Below are 20,282 nucleotides of genomic sequence, written 5' to 3'. Positions count from 1 at the left end.
GTAGTGGCTATTCTGTATTGTACCCTCTTTTCATCGGAACTTACAAATAGTTTGCAGAAAATGGCCAAAAAACGAAAAACGTCGGACGTACGTCAAAAAAAAATACCTCTGCTTCCATTGAGCAGAGGCCATCGAGAGGGGAGAACTACGGTTGGCAGATCCTCATACGGTCCGGCGGGAAATCCGGCTCAATGCCTCGTGCGGAAGGCAAATCGCCGAACACCTTGTTTCCGGACTGCCATATGAAACCTGCGGCGTGTTGCGGGGTAAAGCTGCAGCGGGCGGCATGCGAATCGACGCCTTTGCCCCGATTCGCAACGTAGCGCCTGACCCGCTGCACCGTTTCGTCCTGGACCCGGCGGAATGGACGCGGGAATGCTTGCGGGGCGGCGGCCTGATCGGCCTGTTCCACTCCCACCCTTCCTCGCCGCCCGTTCCTTCCGATGAAGATCTGCAGCAGCTGCCTTTATTCGCGGGCATGCTCAGCGCGTACCTCATCGGCAGTCCCGCAAAAACGGGCGGCGAAATCGAACTAAACGGTTATATGATCGAAAAAGGAAAAAACGGATTATATCATTTGATTCCTGCGGACGTCACGCATGGCTGAGACAAGCGTACAGGTCGCCGAGCGTCTCCGCCTTGCGGCTTTCCGCAATGTCCCGCAGATAGGAAACCCACAGCTTGGCCGTCATCCTCGCGTCTTCCAGCGCATGATGCCTGCCTTCAACCGGAATGCCTTTTTCCGAAAGCAGCGCATCCAGCGAATAGCTCGGAAGGCCGGGGCCGAGCCAACGGGCGATCATCATCGTATCCAGGACCCGGTGGCCGAGATTCACCTTGGACGTCTTCCACAAGGCCGCGTTCAGGAACGCTTTGTCATGCCCGCTGGCATGGGCGACCAGCACCCGGTCCCCGACGAAATGCATAAAGTCGTGCAGGCCTTCGATCAACGGCGGAGCCTGGTCGATCATCGGCTGCGTAATGCCCGTAAGCTCCGTAATTTGCGGAGGGACCGGTCGCTTGGCTTTCACCAGCGTATAAAACGGTTCTTCTTCCACGATATGCTGGCCGTCGGCCTTCAAAGCGCCGATGGACAAAATTTCATCGCCCTGTTGGACGTTGAACCCGGTCGTCTCCAAATCGAAAATGACCGTCTTCAGTTTATGCAAAGGGGTATGCAGCATTTCCGGGCGGCGCTGTTCCCTCATCAGCGAGCGGATAAAAGCCATCTGCTGGGCGGAGGCGCCCCCCATGACGGAAGCGATCGCGGACGGGACGCCTCCTTGTCGCAGCAAACTCCAAAACCCCCCGTTTCCGCGTTCCGGAGCCTTCATAGTCTCCCCTTCTCCGCAAAACGCAGCCTTCTTTGCAGTGCCCGGTGCGTGCGTCTGACCGTCGTCAGGCTTTCCCTCAGCTTATACAGAAGAGGTTTTTGCTTCAGCTCGGTCTGCGGCAAATAACCGCTGCTGGAATACACGCCGTTCCGGAGCGTATATGTGGCCGATGCGCGGAGCGTCAATGCGGTCAAAAAAGCGCGCTGGCAATTTTCAAACAGAAGGTTTCCGCCGTCCAGCAGGGTCAGCTTTTCAAGCCGTTTCAACGTCGAGGTTTCATGGACCCCTTCCTGCAGCGCCATATAGCGGATGCTGTTGACGAGCGGTATATACACCCCGTATTTGACGTCGAATTCGCCGGCATGTTCGCCGAAACGTTCGGTCACCACCTGACCGAGAATGTTCAGCGTCGCTTTGTGCCTCACCGTATTCCGCAAAATGGCGGTCGCCGTTTCCGGCGATTCGTTCAAGCCATGGGCAAAACAACTTTTCCAGGCAGCCGCCAGCGACGGGTCGCCGGCGATCCAGCGCAGGTCCGACGCGATCATCAGGTTGCGCACGTTCTCCCAGCTGAGATCCCGATGCCAGCCAGCCAGCCGATGTCTCCACTGCCCAAGCGTTTGGTTCCAGGCCGGCTCGGAGCACATAACCTTTCCTTTGCATTTCTCATATCCCGCATATTCCAGCAGATCGGACAGACGGCGCCCGAAAGCGGCGAAATACTTGTCCTTATGTCCATGGGCTTCGTCGCTGACGATCAGCCCGTTATCCTGGTCGCTCCAAGGCGTGGATTCCCGGCGGCCGGAGCTGCCGAACACGACCAAAGCATAAGGAACCGGAGGCGGGCCGTAACCCGCTTCCTTCAGTTCCTTCTCGCACACCGCAGCCGCCCTGGCGGCCACCTCGTCATGCATGTCGTTCACAAGCGCCGTCCAGGCTGCAATCGGCATTTCCGCATATAAATATTCGATCCGGGACTGGCAAGCCCGCCTGCCTTCCCGAAGCTGCTCGCGCGTATCCGCATGCCTGATCAGCTCCAAATCCGGTTCATGTTTCGCGTTTTTCACCGGCTCCATACCCGATACCTCCCTGTCAAGCCGTCATGCTGCACTCGTCGACGAAACGCTGCGTCCTCGCCTGCTTTTTTCGGATTAAAAGGAATCGCCGGTCCCGACCGCCGGTTTGGAGGCGGAAGGCATCTCGGAAGCGGATTTTGCCGCCTCGGCGCCGGCGATGAGCTTCATTTGCTCCGGATACCCGTAGGCGCCGTGTTCGCTGATGTCCAGCCCCATCATTTCTTCTTCCTCCGTGACGCGGATTCCCATCGTCGCTTTCATGATGCCGACGATCACAAACGAGATGACGAACACGAATACAAAGGCGCCGAGCACGCCCAGCAGCTGTACGCCCAGCTGCCCGAATCCTCCTCCGTAGAACAGCCCCGGTTTGCCGACCCCCGTTTTTTCCACGAGTTCTGGCGTCGCAAACAATCCTGTGGAGATCGCCCCCCAAATGCCGGCAATGCCGTGAACGGAAAAAGCATAGATCGGATCGTCGATGCCCACTCTTTCAAACCACTGCGCCGTAAAGAAGGTGACGATGCCGGCGACGGCGCCGATGACAACGGCAGCCCATGCGTCGACGAACGCGCAAGCGCCCGTAATCGCCACGAGCGCGGCCAACACGCCGTTCAGCATGCTGGGAATGTCCGCTTTCCCGAATACCGCCCATGAGATGAACAGCGCCGCGATGGCGCCCGCCGCCACCGCCAGATTGGTCGTCAGCGCGACGTATCCGAAAAAGCCGTCCATCAGTGCCGAAAGCGTGCTGCCCGGATTGAAGCCGAACCAGCCGATCCACAGAATAAACACGCCCAGAACGGAAAGCACTTGATTATGACCCGGAATACTGTTTGGTTTGCCATCCTTATTGTATTTGCCAAGACGCGGTTTAAGCAGGTAGGTAATGACCAGCGCCGCGGTCGCCCCCGTTAAATGCACGACGGCCGAACCCGCGAAATCCTGCATGCCGAGTTGGCCGAGCCAGCCGCCGCCCCACACCCAATGGGCCACCACGGGATAAATCACGATCATGAACAACGTGCCGAATACGATATATACGCTCAGCTTGGCGCGTTCTGCCATGCCGCCGCAGGCAATCGCCAGCGAAACGGCCGCAAACGACAGCTGGAACAAAAACTTCACCGATAAAGAGACCTCCGACGCCGAAAGCGCGTCAAAAGAGGAAGCCATCGAATCGCCGGTCATAAAAAACCCGGTCGTTCCGAAAAGGCTGTTGCCGTTTCCGAATCCGAGGCCAAACCCGAACGCCCAAAACACGACGATGGCGATTCCGAGGGTCAGCACCGTTTTCCCGGCAATATGGCCCGCGTTTTTCATCCGCACCGAACCGGCCTCCAGAAGGGCGAATCCCGCCTGCATAAAAAAGACGAGCATCGCGGCCATAAATACGAAAAACGTGTTCAGCCCCGTCTGAAGCGCCATATTGCTTGCCCCGTCATCGGCAAATACCGTTGCCGGAAATGCCATCAGCGCAAGAAAAGCTAATCCACCGCCAAGCCACTTTTTTTTCATGTTCCCCACTCCTCTTTAATGTTAGGTTTTATAACATATTACGAAATTATTAATCACATTATAAACAGATAAGCGGGAAAATGACAATACAATTCTCAAAAAAATAATATATGTAAAAATATATTACATGAATTGTTATATTATAAAACCGTAACGTTTGACTGTACGGTTCGTTATCATGTATCATATTTTTATCTACAGGTCATTAAAATGAGTTACATAGATTGAACGAACCGGAGCATCCTTTTTTAGAAAACCGACAAAAATGAGACGTTCATTCTATAGAGCTCGGGATACTGCAATAAATCAGCATCCGCAAACTTTTTTCGGTGAGGTGGTTTAGATGGGGATATGAAACTTTACCGGATCGGTGAATTGGCTAAGGCCGGGGGCGTCAGCGAGCGTACGATCGACTATTATACCAAGCTGGGGTTGATCTCTCCCGAAAAGCGCACTCTTAAAAATTATCGTTTGTACAGCCATGAAACCTTGCTCCGTCTCAAACGTATTAATGAATTGAAACAAGAGAAATATACTCTGGAAGAGATTCGCCAGACGCTTGCCAAATGGGATGCCGCCCCTGAGATCCATCACGTATCCGACAGGCTTTCCCACCTGGAGCTGCAAATGCAGCAGCTGGAACGCGAGGTCAAGGAGCTCAGCCCCCTTCTCGAGAAGATGAAGCCAGGGCAAGCGCGGCGCCTGCTGCTGAATTTGCTGCCGCAGGGCGCGGCATGCATCGAGGCGATCAGGCTTTTCCTCGAACAAGGACCTACCCTTTAGCGAGGCTCTATTTTACAGGTATCGACACAAGCAGGAGGTTGTAAGATGGGAATGTATATTCTTATTATCATTGCGTTCGGTTTTTCCTTGTGGGCGCAGTTCCGGGTCCAAGGAACGTTCAGAAAATGGTCGGACGTACCGGCGGCCAGCGGCATGACCGGCTACGATGCAGCCCGGCATATGCTTGACAGCAACGGTTTGCACGATGTTCCGATCGAACCGGTGCGCGGCGCGTTATCCGACCACTACGATCCGATTCACCGCGTGGTCCGCTTATCCGAACCGGTCTACTACGAAAATTCGATTTCGGCGGTTTCGGTCGCCTGTCACGAGGTCGGACACGCCATTCAGCACAAACAGCATTATCCGATGCTCGTGCTGAGACACCGGATATTCCCGATCGTCAACTTTGCGTCGGGGATCGCTCCTTTGCTCATTATCGCCGGCTTCCTGTTCCAGTGGATGGGGCTTCTCGGGATCGGGATTATCTTCTTCTCCGTTGCCGTCGCCTTCCAGCTCATTACGCTGCCGGTCGAATTTAATGCCAGCAACCGCGCCCGCGACATTATGGTGGCCGAAGGATATATCACAAACGAAGAAGAAAGAGGCGTCGCCAAGGTGCTGAACGCCGCGGCCCTGACCTATGTGGCTGCCGCGCTGATCTCCGTGCTGGAGCTTCTGCGCTACATCTTTATTTTCGTGAACAATAACCGCGATTAACGTTATGACGCCAAAAACCCCCTGGACGGTTGCCAACCGGCCAGGGGGTTTTATGATTGTTCAGGTTATGTTTTCGGTTTATCGCAAGTTCCGGCTTGCTGCTGCAGTCCGAAGTAGCTGAGCAAAAAGGAGCGGAAGGCCTGAGCCACCCGCGGCAGCTTGTCGTCCGATCGGTGGATCAGCCCGATGGTGCGCGTCACCTTCGGCTCCGAAATCCGTACACGGGCAGGCTGGAGCGGATTCGTCTGGAATAATGCCATCTCCGGCAAAATGCTTACCCCCATGCCCGCGGCCACCAACCCCCGGATCGTGTCGGTTTCCTCGCCCTCAAACGCGATCTTCGGCGTGAATCCCGCCTCCAAGCAGGCATGCCATACGATCGGCCGCAGCGAATACCCTTTGCTGAACAGGACGAATTTATCGTCCTTGAGTTGGCTAAGCTTGATGCTCTCTTCCTTGGCCAGCGGATGGTTCGGAGGCAAAATCGCAAACAGCTCCTCCGTCAGCATAATCTCCCCTTCCACTTGATCATGCTTCTCCGGAAACGGGGAAATGAAGGCAAGATCCACTTCCGCCGAAATGACGTCGCGGATCAAGGATGGGAACATGCCCTGCTTGAACCTGAATTTCACGTTCGGATACCGCCGCTTGAATTCGGCCACGACAGACGGAATAAGATGGATCCCCAAACTGTGCGGAAAACCGATCCGGATTTCGCCTTGCTCCGGGTCCAAAAATTCATGAACCTCGGCAACCGCCCGGTCGAGATCTTTGAGGATGCTGTCCACCCGTTTGCAAAACAGCTGTCCTACCGGCGTCAGCTGCAGGTTTCTTCCCTTTTGCATAAACAATTGAACGCCCAGCTCTTCCTCCAGCTGATGAATCTGACGGCTGACCGCAGACTGGGCCACGTGAAGCTCCTCCGAAGCCTGGGTGACATGCTCTTTCTGCGCTACCTTCAAAAAATACTGCAACTGTCTTAATTCCACCTGTTACTCGCTCCATTCTGCTTTTTACGCGGGTCCTCTTGCTATGACCTTCCATACCGTTTCTTCAAAATCCTTGCCATTAAGCCGTAAACGAAAAATCCGCCGACCAATCCGCCCAAATGCGCCATCCAGTTGATTTTCATTTGTTCCCCCGAAGCAAACGAGAAAATAATCCCGATGGCAAGCAGGGCATAAATCGTCTTGCGCGAGGATTCGTCCATCAGGTTCCGCTGCAGCAGGGCGATGTAGAGGTAGGCTCCGTACACCCCGTAAACGGCCCCTGAGGCGCCTAACGTAAGGAGCGTTTCCCCCAGACGGTTATAATGCGCCACGGACAAAATATTGCCGATCACGCCGCTGAGCAGGTATAATAGCGCATATCGCCAAGCCCCAAGCAGCCGCTCAAGCGGCGGGCAGAAGACGAGGATGGCAAAATCGTTAAACAAAAGATGCGAAAAACCTCCGTGAAGAAAAAGCGACGTTACGTATCGCCACCATTCGTTCATTCCTTCCACGTTGGTCAGCGCCCCGAATCGGATGATCGTGTTTTGATCGGAGGCCCCTCCGTTAAAGACCAGAATCAGGTACATCACAATATTCGCCACAAACAATATCGTCGTAATCGGATAATATTTCAAGTAGCTTTTCCAGTTTTCATAACGAACAAATAACATGCCGCACTTCCTTTTCTATCGCTATATCGGGACCGTCCCGGATATCGGGAAACCATGTTGGCATTCGCGGCGTCGCCCGCCGGCATCCGGCTCATTGGACAATCCCTTTTTAAAAAGATTATAATGAATTGGCACGAATCACCAAAATTCCATATCCGAAAGGAGAATCAACCATGGCACAAGAACGCACAGGTGCTGCAACATTTAAAGGCAATCCGATTACGCTGATCGGTCCCGAACTGAAGGCGGGCGATCAGGCTCCGGACTTTACCGTCAGCAAAAATCTGCTTGAACAGGCTACCCTGAAAGATTTCGCGGGAAAAATCAAGCTGATCAGCGTCGTACCTTCCCTGGATACCGGCGTATGCGACGCCCAAACCCGCCGTTTCAACGAGGAGGCCTCCGCCCTTGGCGATAACGTGGTCGTACTCACCATCAGCGCCGATCTTCCGTTTGCTCAAGAGCGCTGGTGCGGCGCAGCCGGCGTAGACCGCGTCATCACGCTTTCGGATCATAAGGACATGTCTTTCGGCCAAGCCTACGGCGTCCACATCAAGGAATTCCGTCTGGACATGCGCTCCATTTTCGTTGTCGACCAAAACGACAAAATCACGTACGTGGAATATCTGAAAGAGATGGCCGAACATCCGAATTACGAAAAAGCGGTCGCAGCCGTCAAAGAGCTTCTGTAAGAAGCCCTCGCCTTAAGTATATGCTTGCCAGGGCATAAGAAAAAGCCTATCGTCGTTTTTCGTTGAAGACAGACCGCTTTTTCATGTCCTCTGTTCATTCGAATCGGGAAGCGCGTCAACGACGCGTATTCCCTACCTGAAAAAAAGCGGGAGAAAGCTTGTGTCTTTCTCTCGCTTTTTCATGCCTATCGTTAAGAGACTTTGTATTTGCCCAGTTTCTTGTCGAGTGCCGAAAATAAATTGAGAATAATGCGGTAGTTGGCCCCCAAATCCCCCAGGGAACCTCTGGAAGCGGAATACATGTCAACCGCGCTGCGCACCGGACCTACCGACAGCACGGATACCGTGATGTCCACCGTTCGTCCGAAAGACGTTCTTTTCTCCAGCGTAATTTCGCCGACGGAAGGAACTTCATGCAAGACCTTATACCCCGGGATCTTTTTTAATGTCGAGGATATTTCCTCCCATGCCTTGTCTTTCGATAAATTGTAGTAGCGCGTCTTCATCTTCGGATCCTTCGCCCGGTCGCTTGTACCTTCCTGACTGCGAAAGATTCCCACTAGAACCCTTTTCAGCGACAAGACCTTTCCCCCTTTGTAGTAAGCATCATCAATACTTTACAGTGTATCATTGTTGGGACCAGAACAAAAGAGAAAGTAAGGGAAAATTCGGCGAAAAGGCAAATTAGCGCGGCTTTCCATAAAGCGTTTGCACGTTTTTGCCTTCGCTTACGAAGAGAGTCCGCCGGGATGTTTTTCGTAAACCAAAAAGACACCCCGGTTTGCGGTAAAATCCGCAAGCACGGAGTGCCCTGCCATGTTCTAAAATAAAAACCCGCCTATGCCGTCCGGTTAAATTGTCTTCTGAACCTGCTTTGGCAGGTGGGTGATCGCGGACGCGTTTTTGAAGTCCCCTTGTCATATAGACAGGGCGTTCCAGCCGCGCATCGTAAAAATCTCCCTAGACATCATCATTGGTTCAAAACAACGATTAACCGTGGCGAACATCGCAGGATGTAGTCTTATTATAGACCTTTTTGCTCAAAAAGTAAATCTCGGGAGAAAAATTCCGAAACGAACCGAAGCGGGATCAGTCCTTTCTTGTCGTTTCCCCGCTCCGCCGATCGCCGTCGCCGGGTTCGCCACCGGCCGCGCCGGATGTAGCTTCAAGATCAATGCCTGCCTCCGCGGCTTCTTGCTCCTCGAGTTCCTTTTGTTTGATCCGCTCGGCCTGTTCCTGCATTTTGGTGAACGTCGCGTAGAAATTAAAAAATGCCCAGTAAGCAATCAAGCTTCCGCCGAAAAAGAAGATGAGCGCCGGATATTTGGAGCCAATGAACAGTACGACCGCGCTTCCGAGCACCGTCGCGATGACCCGGAACGGGCGGATGATCGTGATCAGCACCGCATTTTTCATGATCTGCCGAATGTTCATATGATAATGGACGATCATGGAAAAGAAATTGAACAAGGACACGAACAAGACGATCAGCAGAATCAGCATCACGATGCCGATGATTTGCATGTTCTTGAACTGCGTCATGTAAACGGTGTAGTCCACCATCATGATCACCAGAAGCAGAACGTAAAAAATGCCTCCGATCATGCTTTGTTTGTAATTTTCCTTGTACGATCTGAAAAACAAGCTGAAAATTTTGACGTCGGGATCGCCCATCACCCATTTGCGCACGACCGCAAACAACGCCGCCGTGGCCGGAAACAATGTAAACGGTGCCACAATACCCATGGCCCAGTTCATTTGAAGCGTTTCGTTTACGCCGGTCACCATCAGCCTGGTCACCAGAAAAAAGAAAAACGGAGACGAACAAACCAGCCATAGAATGTTGCTGTAAGCAAAGCGGGTGATCCATTCCGTTAATCTGTAAATACCGCCCATTGCGCCTTTAAATTCCAAGAAAAAGCCTCCTCCTCCACTATCTATGCTCGTACTAATGATATTTTACCGCATTTTAGCCTTACATTGCCAGAGCCTAATTTTTTCGCAAAATGGGTGATGGTCTATACCTCAAGGTGCTCACCCACATAAGATACACAGTAACCCAAAGGAATCAAACACTTAAGGAGGTAATTCTCAATGTCTCATGTTGGTGGATATGGTTATGGTCCTGGTCTTGGTTTGTGGGGTTCCACAGGTGCGATTCTGGTTCTCTTCATTCTGCTGGTCATCATCACGCGCGCATTCATTTTCTAATCCGAGCGAACCATCCTTGGCAGCAACCAAAAAAAGAGACGAAGGGCAGCAATGCCCCTCGTCTCTTTAATTTTGAGCGGGTAACGTCCCCGCCTTTGGCTTAGCTGTTGTAGGATTCGTCGCGTTTGGACGGGCGTCTGCCCTCGCCGCTGCTGCTGCTGGTGCGCGGCTTGCGGTCTCCGTCGCGGTAGGAATCGCTGCGGCCGCCGTTGCGGTTGTAGCCGCCGCGGTTATCGCGGTCGCGGTTGTAGCCGCCTCTGCCGCCGCTGTTGCTGCGGAAACCGCCGTAGTTGCCCGAAGGTCTGCGGCCGTTCCGGAGATCAGGCTTGCCGCTGTTGTAACGGCGTTTCACGCGGATCGGTTCTTCCGGAGTCAGCTGGATTTCGGAATCGCGCTTCTCGCCGGTCAGCATTTTCATCGCCGCGGACAGAAGCTGCACGGAATCGTACTGCTCAAGCAGCTGGATCGCCAGACCTTTGTACTCGTTCAGCTCGCCTTTTTCGATCGTCTCGAGCAAACGCTCGGCAATGATGCGCTGTTTGCCTTCGATCGCTTCTGCCAGCGTCGGCAGCGGTTTGCGGGCGATGCGATGGCGCGTGATCCGTTCGATCAGGTGCAGATGGTCGATTTCGCGAGGCGTCACGAACGACCAAGCCGTTCCTTCCTTGCCTGCCCGGCCCGTACGGCCGATGCGGTGAACATAGCTTTCCGGATCCTGCGGAAGGTCGAAGTTGACGACGTGGGTAACGCCGGACACGTCCAGACCGCGGGCGGCAACGTCCGTCGCAACCAGCACGTCGATGCTTCCGTCGCGGAATTTGCGCATCACGGTGTCGCGTTGGTTCTGGGACAAGTCCCCATGCAGGCCGTCAGCGGAATATCCGCGTTTTTGCAAAGCTTCCGACAGCTCGTCGACGCGGCGTTTGGTGCGTCCGAATACGATCGCAAGCTCCGGAGACTCCATGTCGATCAAACGGCAAAGCGCTTCGAACTTCTGGCGTTCAGGCACTTCGATGTAAGCTTGATCGATCAGCGGCGCGCTGACTTGTTTCGGTACGACCGACACGTGTTCAGGATTTTTCAAAAATTGCTGGGCAAGTCTTTGGATGTTAGGCGGCATTGTTGCGGAGAAAAGCATCGTTTGGCGATTTTCCGGAACCAGCTTCAGGATCGATTGGATATCTTCCATAAAGCCCATGTCCAGCATTTCATCGGCTTCGTCCAGAATGACGGTTTCGACGTCGTCGAGACGGATGGTTTTACGGTTAATATGATCCAGCAAACGGCCTGGAGTACCGATAATGATTTGCGGTTTTTTCTTCAAGGCGCGAATTTGGCGTCCGATGTCTTGGCCGCCGTAAATCGGCAGGGAGCCGATGCCTTTGAAGCGGGTAAGCTTTCCGATTTCCTCCGCCACCTGGATCGCCAGCTCGCGGGTCGGGGTCATGACGAGCGCCACGATTTTGTCCGTTTCCTTCGAGATTTTGTTGATCAGGGGGATGCCGAATGCGGCCGTTTTGCCCGTACCGGTCTGTGCTTGACCGATCAAGTCGCGTCCCGTCATCGCGATCGGGATCGCCTGTGCCTGAATAGGTGTCGCTTCCTCGAATCCAAGCTCGGTAATGGCCCGTAGAACCTTCGGCTCAAGGCCTAAATCTGCAAAATTTTTCAAAATATTCATACTCCTTCTATATAGTGGACATTCCACAATCTTGTCTGTATTCTTAAGTAGCGGTAAACATATATAGGTTAGCCATTCTTCATGATTTTTTGCATGGCTTATATTCTCTATAGCGTTATTCAGGGCAAAAACGCCTACAGGGACTTTGCATGACATCGATCCAGGCCGCTCCGGAGCGCAATATGTAGACGAAGCACCCGCTTCCCGATCCATCAATTGCCAAACGAAACGCCGCTCATTCGCAAAATCACTTTTTAGTAAACGGTAATTTTCTCCTGAAACAATGTCAGAATAAAACTATTGTACAAGCCTACTCAAGAATATCCAATCCATTATATCACAAACTAAATCGCAAACACCAGCGGCTTGAAACTAAGATTGAAAATTTTTATGAAAATGTATCGTTTAGAAAATCGAGGTGAGACTGTGAAGCTCCGTAATATTTGGAAATATATCGGCGTGATCGTCGGCGCGGCGTTTATCGCCTGCGGATTCAATCTGTTCCTGGTCCCCCACAAGCTGTTAAGCGGCGGGGTATCCGGCCTGTCGATGCTGGTCAATTATTTTACGCCGATGAATCTCAGCGTGTTGTATTTCGTATTTAACGTGCCGATTTTGGCCGCGGGCTGGTTCCAGCTCGGGAAACGGTTTATCGTGCTCAGCATATTGTCGGTCGTGGCCACGACCGCATTTATCGCCATCGTTCCGGTCAACCTGCTCGCGACGGATACGCTGATCGCTTCGGTGTTCGGAGGGGTCCTGGTCGGCGTCGGTGCAGGCATCTCCTTCCGGGCGGGCGGCTCCTCCGGCGGTTTTGACATTATCGGCTCCATCGTGACGCGCTACCGGGACTTCCCTGTCGGCAACGTGTTGGTGGCGATGAACGGCCTGGTCATTCTTGCCGCGGGATATTTGCAGAACGACTGGAATCTTGCCCTGGCCTCGATGATCTCCATTTTCGTCACCGGCAAGATGGTCGATTTCATCCACGTCAGCCATTTCAAAGTCACCGTCTATATCATTACCAACGAAACGGAGGCCCTTTTGGAAAAACTGCTCGAACGCCCGCGCGGCGTGACCAAAATCAAAACCGAAGGGGCTTTTTCCCACGAATCCAAGGACATGCTGATGACGGTAACCACCCGATACGAGCTCCAAGAGCTGAAGCGGATCATCAAGCAGACCGACCCGAAAGCTTTCGTCAACATCGTCGAGACCGTCGGGGTCATGGGTTCGTTCCGCAGAAGTTGAATTTGGCACCCTTTGTGTAAAAAGGATGAGTTTTGTGGTATATTAATGGTGCGCGGTACCTGCATGAGTTCCATGAGATTAGGATCGACAAAGGTTTTCCAGGCACTTACACGCTTTTCCGGTTCCTTGGCTTTAAAGATTTAGGGCTCTGAAGAATCCGAGAGGAAAGGGTGATTTTTGTGGAAATGGAAACGGTCAAATTGTCCCAAATCGTCATGAAGTGGTTCCCCGACATGATGCCATTTTTGAAGCAAAAAGAACTGAATTCACTCATCGTGCTGCGGGACGGACTGGGTATCCTGGAACAGGAAGATGCCATGGAAATTATCCAGTACAGCATCTGCGAACATCAAAGCTCTGCGCCTCTTCAATGAATGAAGATGTGGTTAGTTCACCGAAAGATCCGTGCCGCCTCGTAGTCAGTCCCTGAACCATACTGAAGACAGGCGGCATTTTAATCCGTTCATGTGATAAATGCCATGATGCCAAAAAGAACCGGCGGCTCAAGAAATCTTGGGCTTCCGGTTCTTTGCGTTCATCCGTTTGCTCCTGCGAAAACGTTCCCGCAAAAAAGGCTCTATTAACCGACGACGGATCCTTTCGCTTGGGTTCTGGGGAACAACACTCCCCGTTCGTATCGCTTGACCTCCGCCAGCCATTCTTCCCTTACCGGCGTGCCCGATTTCCAGCAGTAGTAATCCCAGACCGCCCCGAACGGATAGGACTTGAATTCTTCCACTAGCGCCAGCCTGGACGTAAAATCCCCTTCCAGCTCGATCTCTTTCAGCCGGTCCACCGGCTCGAGCATCGCCCGCAGCAGCGCTTTCAGCGTGTTTCTGGTGCCGATGACCCATGCAGCCACATGGTTGATGCTGCCGTCGAAGAAGTCAAGGCCGATATGGGTTTTGTCCAGCAGTTCGCCGCGGACCAGCTCGCGGGCAATGTCGAGCAGCTCGTCGTCCATCGTCACGACATGGTCGCTGTCCCACCGCACCGGACGGCTGACGTGAAGCAGCAGCTGCTTGCCGAACAGCAGCCAGGACGAAAGCTTATTGGAGATCGTTTCCGTCGGATGGAAATGCCCCGAATCAAAGCAGATGGTTTTTCCGCGGCTCAGGGCGTACCCCATATAAAATTCATGGGAGCCTACCACGTAGCTTTCGGAGCCGAGGCCGAACAGCTTGCTCTCGACGGCATCGATATTGTAGCTTTCGTCGATCGGTTCGCGGAATACCTCGTCGAGCGATTCCATCAGCCGGACGCGCGGCGACAAACGGTCGATCGGGGTGTCCTTGTACCCGTCCGGAATCCAAAGGTTCGTCACGCAGGGCTGCCCCAGCTCCCGGCCGAAATATTCGGCGATTTTCCGCGAGGCTTTGCAGTGATCGATCCAAAACCTGCGGATCCCCGCGTCCGGATGGCTGAGCGTAAAGCCGTCGTTCGCTTTTTCATGCGAAAAGCACGTCGGATTAAAATCCAAGCCGTAGCCTTTGGCCTTGGCCCATGCGACCCAATTTTCAAAATGCCTCGGCGCCAGCGCGTCCAAATCAACCCGCTCGTCCGTATCCGCGTAGATGGCATGCAAATTGACCTTATGCCTGCCAGGTATGAGCTCGAACGCCTTGTCAAGATCGGCCCGAAGCTGGTCCGGCGTGCCGGCGCGCCCCGGATAACTCCCGGTGACGGCAATGCCGCCGCCAAGCTCCCGGCTCTTGTTCAAAAATCCCCTGACGTCGTCCCCCTGCCAGCAGTGAAGCGATATCTTGATGCGGGAAAGCCTTTCGAGGACGCTGTCCACGTCGATGCCGTGCTTCCCGTAAAGCTTCTTGGCTTCATCAAAGCTGTTTTGAATCGTCGACTCCATCTGTTTTCCCCTCCGGATTCTTAAAATGAAATGGTGGCGTCCCACCCGGTTTGTTTCAGCCAAGCGACCGGTATTTCGCCCGAAGTTCGGCCAAAAGACCGCTGTCCAGCGGCCGGGGCGCATACGCGCGGACCGGAAAGGAGCGGCGGATCAGATCCCTTGCCTCCCGGATGTCCCGGACGGCTCCGTCCGCGATCATCTGGACCGCAAGGTTGCCCAGCACCGTCGCTTCCGTCGGCCCGGCATAAATCGCCATGCCAAGCACGTCGGCGCTCAGCTGGCATAAAAATCCGTTGTTCGCGCCGCCGCCGACGACGTGAAGCTGCTTCAGCCGCTCCCCGGTCACCTCCTGCAGCTCGCGGACATAGACGTCGTAGGACAGCGCCATGCTGTCGAAAATGCACCGAGCCAGTTCCCCGGCGGACGCCGGCACCGGCTGGCCGGACTCCCTGCAGAAGCCGCGGATCGCTTCCGACATGCTCGGCGGATTCATGAACCGGCTGTCGTTGCATGGAATAAGCGAGCGGAAAGGTTCGGCCGCCGCAGCCATTTCCGCGAGTTCAGCAAAGGAATATGCGTCATCGGCTTCCTTGCGCACCTGCTGGATGAGCCACATGCCCATCATGTTTTTCAAAAACCGGTACGTGCCGAAGGCTCCCCATTCGTTGGTGTAATTGCGCTCCATGGCAAGCCGGCTCGTCAAGGGATGCTTCCGCTCCACGCCGATCAGGGACCAGGTGCCGCTGCTGAGATACCCCCATGACGTTCCTTGGGCCGGAACCCCAAGCACTGCCGAAGCCGTATCGTGCGTTGCCGCCGAGATGACCTCGCAGCGGGGGAGACCGTGCTCCCGGACAAGCTCGCCTGGGACGGCGCCCAGACGGACGCCCGGCCGGACAAGATCGGGAAATTGGCTTCTATGCAGCCCAAGCAGCGCCAACAGATCGGAATCGTAATCCTGCGTTTGCCAATTGAGCATTTGGGTCGTCGAGGCGTTGGTCGCTTCGCTTGCCAAAACCCCGCACAGCCGGTAGTGCAGGTAATCGGGAACGAGAAGGATATGCTTCGCCGCCTCCAGCTCCTCCCGGTCATGCACGAACAACTGGTAAAGCGTGTTAAAGGGTAATTGCTGGATGCCCGTTTTTTCATAGACTTCCTGAAACGAAATATGCCGGTGCAGACGTTCCGGGGCGCCGTTCGTCCGGGGATCGCGATACGCGTAAACCTCCCCGATCCTCTCCCCCTTCCGGTCCAACAGCACGTAGTCCACCGCCCAGGTATCGATGCCGAGCGTGCATTCGTCGACGCCGAGCGTTTTTGCCTTTTGCAGTCCCGAAAGAATCTGCCCAAACAAATATTCGATATCCCAGCAAAACTTCCCGTCTTTTTCATGGAATCCGTTGCCGAACCGGTGGATCTCCTGCAGGCGGAGCGCTCCTTCCCGAAGCGTCCCCCAGATGACCCTGCCGCTGGAAGCGCCGATATCGACGGCCAAATAATGGTTCATATGCATGACTCCCGAAATGGATTTTTCATACCCAAAATCATATGCGAAGCCCTTCGCGCTTTGAACGGATTGTGCATGACGGCATCGCAAGTTTATTGGCGCACTTTCGTATAGCTGTTCCACCAATGGCGGAAAATACATTGTATACTTTTTGGAATTAAGTATATTGAATACTTGGCGGTTATGCAATCATTTTTTGGATGAATCGGAAGATTTTATCGTTGCCAAGGCCTTCAAACCGATGATTAGCGTATACTTTGCTCGAAATCTGAATATCGTCCATCTACGACAGGTTTTGTCATCGTTAACGTATATCCTAAAAGCGTAAAAATGATTTTTTTGAAAGGGGAGGCAGAACGTGAATTCATTAGAAGGAAAAGTAGCATTGGTCGCGGGTGCGACCCGTGGAGCCGGCAGGGGCATCGCCGTCGAGTTAGGGGCGGCTGGAGCTGTCGTTTATGTCACCGGACGAACGACGAGGGAGCAGGCTTCCGAGTATGGCCGTCCCGAAACTATCGAAGAAACGGCGGAGCTCGTCAACCGCGCGGGAGGCAAAGGCATTCCCGTACGGACAGACCATCTGGACCCGGAACAGGTTCGGGCTTTGATGAACCGCATCGGGGCGGAGCAAGGGCGGCTGGACGTGCTCGTCAACGACATTTGGGGCGGGGAACATCTGATCGAGTGGAACATGCCCGTATGGGAACAATCACTGGAAAAGGGATTCCGAATGCTGCGGCTGGCAATCGATACCCACCTCATCACGAACCATTTCGCGCTCCCCCTGCTGATCCGGAGCGGCAAGGGGCTGGTCGTCGAAATGACGGACGGGACGGCCGCGTACAATGACCGGAATTACCGGTTGTCCATGTTTTACGATTTGGCCAAAACCTCGGTCCTTCGAATGGCCAAATCGCTGGCCCACGAGCTGCGGCCCCATGGATGCACAGCCGTCGCGGTAACGCCCGGCTGGATGCGTTCCGAAATCATGCTCGACCACTACGGGGTGCGGGAGGAGAACTGGCGGGACGCGCTTAAGAAGGAACCTCATTTCATCATCTCGGAGACGCCGCGCTTCGTCGGGCGTGCGGTTGCAGCGCTGGCCGGGGACCCGGAAGCAGGCCGCTGGAACGGCTGCTCGGTCTCCAGCGGAGAGCTGGCCAAAGTATACGGTTTTTGCGATGTGGACGGGTCGCGGCCCGATGCCTGGAGATATATCGAAGAGGTGCAGGATAAAGGCAAACCGGCCGAGGCCGCCGGGTACCGCTAAGCGTCGGCATCCCGGGCCAAAGGCGCCGTCGAATCCCGTACGATGACCGTCGGGACGATCTCCTCGCGGAGCGGGCCGCTCTCGTCGTCCTTACCCCCGAACAAAAGGATTTCGGCGGCCCGCTCCCCAAGCTTGCGGGTGTTTTGGTTGACGGTCGACAAGGCGGGATTCGTAAATTCGCTGATGGCAAGATCATCGTAACCCATGATGCTGACATCCTCCGGGATGCGGATCCCCATCTCCTTGGCGGCGGTCATCGCCCCGATGGCTTTCAGGTCGCTGGCGCCAAACACGGCCGTCGGAGGGTGCTCAAGCGACATCAGCGCCTTGAATCCCCGGTATCCCGTATCCGCGAAGTCCTCCCCCGGCAATACGGCGATGAGATCCTGATTGAAGGGAATCTGATGCTGGGACAAGGCCAGGCGGTAACCCTGCAGGCGCAAGGAGAATTCCTGGTTGATGTCCATCATGGATTCTCCCGGCAGGATCATCCCGATCTCCCGATGCCCCAGCGAAATCAGGTGATGCGTCGCCAGATACCCTCCCGTCAAATTGTCGACGATGACGTAAGGAATGCCCAGATGCGGATAAAAGAAATGAACGGTCACCATCCGCCGCTTTTCTTCCTGCCATCCGGTCAGATGCCGGATATCGAACGCATGGTTGCTGGTGAGCAACACGATTCCCGCGTTCAGGTCGTCCGGCAGCTTATACGTTTCGTCCAACCCCCACAGAAAAAAACGGATGCCGTTGTCTTCGCATACCTCCCGGATCCCTTGAAACATTTCCGTGAAAAACGGATGGTTAAACGAAGCCACGGCCTCGTTTTTGTAGACTAAATATATGGTGCGCATCGCATCCCGCTGCGGGGCTGCCACCTCTTCCTTCACAAAACTTCCTTTGCCGCGAATCCGGTAGATGTAGCCTTCCTGAACCAGATCGGCCAAAGCCCGCCGCGACGTGATTTCGCTGGTGTTGAATTGTTTGGCCAGCTCGACTTGCGTCGGCAGCGGATCATGCGCCTGTAATTCGCCGTTTTCGATCCGGCGTTTAATGTCATTGATAATATATTGGTACATCGGCGTCTTGTCCGATTTTTCCATGCCCGTCACCGTAATCACTCCCTACAGAATGAATTAAGTATACTTTAGGATATATGCTTTCGCAAGATCAGGTGCCCTGAACCTCATTGCGATCATTTCCAGCATTGCGTAAATCTTGGCAATCCCCCTTGCCCATATGTATTTCGTTTCCCCGCAGGCAAAGATACTCCATATAACGGCGAACCGCATGAGCCTCCCCTGCAAAACCGCGCAACTTTCGACGGTAATCATCGTCAAATTGTTACAAACCTGTTGTTTTTAAGCTTAGGCGTTCTAATATAATCGTAATGTGAACGCTAACAAGGGAGAGAATTGTTATGAATATCATCTTTGCACTGCTGTTGTTGTTAGGCGGCAGCGCAGACCATCATCCGCAGAGCGGCAGCGACCAAGCCGCCAATATGTTGAAGTCCGCCATTCATTCAGCCGTCGAGGCTTCCCGGCAAAACGAGGTCGCCGCAAGCGCGAACGGTTCGGCCGCCAAAACCGATCCCCAAACGGACGCCCCCAAAGTCAAAGGCGTGTACGTCACGGCCTACAGCGCCGGAGGGGCGCGCATGAGCCAGCTTCTCGACCTCGTGGACCAAACGGACCTGAACGCCATGGTCATCGACATTAAAGACGATGCCGGATACATAACGTACAAAACGGACAACCCGGTGCTGATCAAAAACGGGCACCCGCAGCCGTTTATCCGCGACATCCGCGGGCTCATGGAACGCCTGAAAGAACACAACGTATATCCGATTGCGAGGGTCGTCGTGTTCAAAGATACGGTTCTTGCCAAAAAACGTCCTGATCTTTCCTTTGTCAAAAGCGACGGAACCGTATGGAAAAACGGCAAAGGCGACAGCTTCGTCAACCCGTTCAGCAAGGAAGTGTGGGATTACAACGTGGAAATCGCCAAGGAAGCGGCCAAGCTGGGCTTTAAAGAAATCCAGTTCGATTACGTCCGCTTCCCCGAGGGCTTCGAGAAACGGGCCGACTCCCTGAAATACGCCAAAAACGGCAAAACCCGCGTGGAAACCGTCGCCGATTTCGTGCAGTATGCCCGCAATCAGCTCTCCCCGATGGGCGTCCGCGTTTCGGTCGACATTTTCGGTTACGCGGCATCGGTGCCCGCGGCGGAAGGAATCGGCCAGGATTTCAACAAAATCTCCGCTAACGTCGACGTGATCAGCCCGATGGTGTACCCAAGTCATTACACGCAGGGCTGGTTCGGAGCCAAGGACCCCGACAAGGAGCCGTACCGCACGATCAAAGGCTCGATGGTCGACACCTTCAAAAAACTCGAGCCGCTCAAGGACCGGCAGCCGATCGTTCGCCCGTGGATTCAGGATTTTACCGCCAGTTGGCTGGGAAGCGGCCACTACGTCAAATACGGCAAAACGCAGGTCGAAGAGCAGATTCGGGCTTTGAAGGATATGCATATCGACGAATATTTGCTGTGGAATGCCACCAACCGCTATACGCAAGGCGTGGTTTACAAATAATGCGCTCTACCCGCGAAATTCGTTTCACAGCCGAAACCCGGTCCCTCCAAGGCCGGGTTTCGGTCTTTTTAAGATTTCCCCCGACAGGGCAAATCCCTGCTTCAAGGCTTGTCATC

General features: G+C 54.2%; 20 protein-coding genes and 1 other RNA gene. 9 read left to right on the top strand and 12 right to left on the bottom strand.

What is annotated here, in order from left to right:
- Window positions 1-151 precede the first annotated feature (151 nt).
- Window positions 152-607 carry a Mov34/MPN/PAD-1 family protein gene (locus AC27KL_RS06685; RefSeq protein WP_487169223.1) on the top strand — a complete coding sequence of 152 codons (456 nt, stop codon included), beginning with the start codon at window positions 152-154 and terminating at the stop codon, window positions 605-607.
- On the opposite strand, the gene AC27KL_RS06680 is transcribed toward AC27KL_RS06685, so the two are convergent.
- The 3 genes from AC27KL_RS06680 to AC27KL_RS06670 form a co-directional block, all read right to left on the bottom strand.
- A complete protein-coding gene (locus tag AC27KL_RS06680) occupies window positions 594-1,334 on the bottom strand; it encodes an exonuclease domain-containing protein (RefSeq protein ID WP_036706707.1) in 741 nt (246 codons plus the stop codon). The two genes, AC27KL_RS06685 and AC27KL_RS06680, sit on opposite strands and share 14 nt — an antisense overlap.
- Complete coding sequence (locus AC27KL_RS06675; protein WP_487169222.1) at window positions 1,331-2,410, bottom strand: DUF294 nucleotidyltransferase-like domain-containing protein; 1,080 nt, start codon at window positions 2,408-2,410, stop codon at window positions 1,331-1,333. Before AC27KL_RS06675 ends, AC27KL_RS06680 begins: the two co-directional genes overlap by 4 nt.
- 75 nt (window positions 2,411-2,485) lie before the next feature.
- The gene (locus AC27KL_RS06670) at window positions 2,486-3,928 is read right to left on the bottom strand and encodes an ammonium transporter (RefSeq protein ID WP_487169221.1); all 1,443 of its coding nucleotides are present in this window, start codon (window positions 3,926-3,928) and stop codon (window positions 2,486-2,488) included.
- A gap of 351 nt (window positions 3,929-4,279) precedes the next feature.
- On the opposite strand from AC27KL_RS06670, the gene AC27KL_RS06665 reads away from it, so the two are divergent.
- Together AC27KL_RS06665 and AC27KL_RS06660 are read left to right on the top strand one after the other, a co-directional pair.
- Window positions 4,280-4,711, top strand: coding sequence for a MerR family transcriptional regulator (locus tag AC27KL_RS06665; RefSeq protein WP_212951680.1), 432 nt, complete (start codon window positions 4,280-4,282; stop codon window positions 4,709-4,711).
- 45 nt (window positions 4,712-4,756) lie between these two features.
- Complete coding sequence (locus AC27KL_RS06660; RefSeq protein WP_036706702.1) at window positions 4,757-5,431, top strand: zinc metallopeptidase; 675 nt, start codon at window positions 4,757-4,759, stop codon at window positions 5,429-5,431.
- 65 nt (window positions 5,432-5,496) lie between these two features.
- On the opposite strand, the gene gltC is transcribed toward AC27KL_RS06660, so the two are convergent.
- Window positions 5,497-6,420: a glutamate biosynthesis transcriptional regulator GltC gene (gltC, locus tag AC27KL_RS06655; protein ID WP_036706700.1), complete on the bottom strand. Its 924-nt coding sequence runs from the start codon at window positions 6,418-6,420 to the stop codon at window positions 5,497-5,499.
- A 41-nt stretch (window positions 6,421-6,461) separates the two neighbouring features.
- Entirely contained in the window at window positions 6,462-7,094 is a 633-nt protein-coding gene (locus tag AC27KL_RS06650) for a rhomboid family intramembrane serine protease (RefSeq protein ID WP_487169220.1), read from the bottom strand.
- 173 nt (window positions 7,095-7,267) lie between these two features.
- Here AC27KL_RS06650 and tpx point away from each other — a divergent pair, with 173 nt between their 5' ends.
- The gene (tpx, locus tag AC27KL_RS06645) at window positions 7,268-7,786 is read left to right on the top strand and encodes a thiol peroxidase (RefSeq protein ID WP_036706695.1); all 519 of its coding nucleotides are present in this window, start codon (window positions 7,268-7,270) and stop codon (window positions 7,784-7,786) included.
- Window positions 7,787-7,977: 191 nt separating this feature from the next.
- On the opposite strand, the gene AC27KL_RS06640 is transcribed toward tpx, so the two are convergent.
- From AC27KL_RS06640 to AC27KL_RS06630, 3 genes are all read right to left on the bottom strand, one after another.
- The gene (locus AC27KL_RS06640; protein WP_036706691.1) at window positions 7,978-8,367 is read right to left on the bottom strand and encodes a DUF1499 domain-containing protein; all 390 of its coding nucleotides are present in this window, start codon (window positions 8,365-8,367) and stop codon (window positions 7,978-7,980) included.
- 246 nt (window positions 8,368-8,613) lie between these two features.
- Window positions 8,614-8,804: non-coding RNA, 6S RNA (ssrS, locus tag AC27KL_RS06635), on the bottom strand.
- A 71-nt stretch (window positions 8,805-8,875) separates the two neighbouring features.
- Window positions 8,876-9,700, bottom strand: a complete 825-nt coding sequence (locus AC27KL_RS06630; protein ID WP_487169219.1) for a YesL family protein — start codon at window positions 9,698-9,700, stop codon at window positions 8,876-8,878.
- 180 nt (window positions 9,701-9,880) lie between these two features.
- Here AC27KL_RS06630 and AC27KL_RS06625 point away from each other — a divergent pair, with 180 nt between their 5' ends.
- Complete coding sequence (locus tag AC27KL_RS06625) at window positions 9,881-9,997, top strand: sporulation protein YjcZ (RefSeq protein ID WP_081992025.1); 117 nt, start codon at window positions 9,881-9,883, stop codon at window positions 9,995-9,997.
- Between the two features lie 100 nt (window positions 9,998-10,097).
- Here AC27KL_RS06625 and cshA read toward each other — a convergent pair whose 3' ends face one another.
- Window positions 10,098-11,678, bottom strand: coding sequence for a degradosome RNA helicase CshA (gene cshA / locus AC27KL_RS06620; RefSeq protein WP_487169218.1), 1,581 nt, complete (start codon window positions 11,676-11,678; stop codon window positions 10,098-10,100).
- A gap of 426 nt (window positions 11,679-12,104) precedes the next feature.
- On the opposite strand from cshA, the gene AC27KL_RS06615 reads away from it, so the two are divergent.
- Complete coding sequence (locus AC27KL_RS06615) at window positions 12,105-12,929, top strand: YitT family protein (RefSeq protein ID WP_339321566.1); 825 nt, start codon at window positions 12,105-12,107, stop codon at window positions 12,927-12,929.
- 185 nt (window positions 12,930-13,114) lie between these two features.
- Entirely contained in the window at window positions 13,115-13,303 is a 189-nt protein-coding gene (locus AC27KL_RS06610) for a hypothetical protein (RefSeq protein WP_197069903.1), read from the top strand.
- Window positions 13,304-13,509: 206 nt separating this feature from the next.
- Here the strand turns inward: AC27KL_RS06610 and rhaA are convergent, their stop codons facing one another.
- The gene (rhaA, locus tag AC27KL_RS06605) at window positions 13,510-14,793 is read right to left on the bottom strand and encodes an L-rhamnose isomerase (protein ID WP_487169217.1); all 1,284 of its coding nucleotides are present in this window, start codon (window positions 14,791-14,793) and stop codon (window positions 13,510-13,512) included.
- A 55-nt stretch (window positions 14,794-14,848) separates the two neighbouring features.
- Complete coding sequence (gene rhaB, locus AC27KL_RS06600) at window positions 14,849-16,300, bottom strand: rhamnulokinase (RefSeq protein ID WP_487169216.1); 1,452 nt, start codon at window positions 16,298-16,300, stop codon at window positions 14,849-14,851.
- A 358-nt stretch (window positions 16,301-16,658) separates the two neighbouring features.
- On the opposite strand from rhaB, the gene AC27KL_RS06595 reads away from it, so the two are divergent.
- Entirely contained in the window at window positions 16,659-17,570 is a 912-nt protein-coding gene (locus AC27KL_RS06595) for an SDR family oxidoreductase (RefSeq protein ID WP_487169215.1), read from the top strand.
- Here the strand turns inward: AC27KL_RS06595 and AC27KL_RS06590 are convergent.
- A complete protein-coding gene (locus AC27KL_RS06590; RefSeq protein WP_487169426.1) occupies window positions 17,567-18,673 on the bottom strand; it encodes a GntR family transcriptional regulator in 1,107 nt (368 codons plus the stop codon). The genes AC27KL_RS06595 and AC27KL_RS06590 overlap by 4 nt on opposite strands.
- Before the next feature lie 317 nt (window positions 18,674-18,990).
- Between AC27KL_RS06590 and AC27KL_RS06585 the strand changes: the two genes are divergently transcribed.
- On the top strand, window positions 18,991-20,166 hold the full coding sequence (locus AC27KL_RS06585; protein ID WP_487169214.1) for a putative glycoside hydrolase: 1,176 nt from the start codon (window positions 18,991-18,993) through the stop codon (window positions 20,164-20,166).
- Window positions 20,167-20,282: the final 116 nt, after the last annotated feature.

It is taken from the genome of Paenibacillus sp. YAE3, assembly GCF_057546105.1.
The sequence above is the reverse complement of the archived record's forward strand: the minus strand, read 5'-3'. Positions and strand labels throughout refer to the sequence as shown.

Coding starts and splice junctions, on each gene's coding strand:
- AC27KL_RS06680 (WP_036706707.1), bottom strand. CDS start 1,334: ATGAAGGCTCCGGAACGCGGAAACGGGGGGTTTTGGAGTTTGCTGCGA.
- AC27KL_RS06675 (WP_487169222.1), bottom strand. CDS start 2,410: ATGGAGCCGGTGAAAAACGCGAAACATGAACCGGATTTGGAGCTGATC.
- AC27KL_RS06670 (WP_487169221.1), bottom strand. CDS start 3,928: ATGAAAAAAAAGTGGCTTGGCGGTGGATTAGCTTTTCTTGCGCTGATG.
- AC27KL_RS06665 (WP_212951680.1), top strand. CDS start 4,280: ATGAAACTTTACCGGATCGGTGAATTGGCTAAGGCCGGGGGCGTCAGC.
- AC27KL_RS06660 (WP_036706702.1), top strand. CDS start 4,757: ATGGGAATGTATATTCTTATTATCATTGCGTTCGGTTTTTCCTTGTGG.
- AC27KL_RS06650 (WP_487169220.1), bottom strand. CDS start 7,094: ATGTTATTTGTTCGTTATGAAAACTGGAAAAGCTACTTGAAATATTAT.
- tpx (WP_036706695.1), top strand. CDS start 7,268: ATGGCACAAGAACGCACAGGTGCTGCAACATTTAAAGGCAATCCGATT.
- AC27KL_RS06625 (WP_081992025.1), top strand. CDS start 9,881: ATGTCTCATGTTGGTGGATATGGTTATGGTCCTGGTCTTGGTTTGTGG.
- cshA (WP_487169218.1), bottom strand. CDS start 11,678: ATGAATATTTTGAAAAATTTTGCAGATTTAGGCCTTGAGCCGAAGGTT.
- AC27KL_RS06610 (WP_197069903.1), top strand. CDS start 13,115: ATGGAAACGGTCAAATTGTCCCAAATCGTCATGAAGTGGTTCCCCGAC.
- rhaA (WP_487169217.1), bottom strand. CDS start 14,793: ATGGAGTCGACGATTCAAAACAGCTTTGATGAAGCCAAGAAGCTTTAC.
- rhaB (WP_487169216.1), bottom strand. CDS start 16,300: ATGAACCATTATTTGGCCGTCGATATCGGCGCTTCCAGCGGCAGGGTC.
- AC27KL_RS06590 (WP_487169426.1), bottom strand. CDS start 18,673: ATGGAAAAATCGGACAAGACGCCGATGTACCAATATATTATCAATGAC.
- AC27KL_RS06585 (WP_487169214.1), top strand. CDS start 18,991: ATGAATATCATCTTTGCACTGCTGTTGTTGTTAGGCGGCAGCGCAGAC.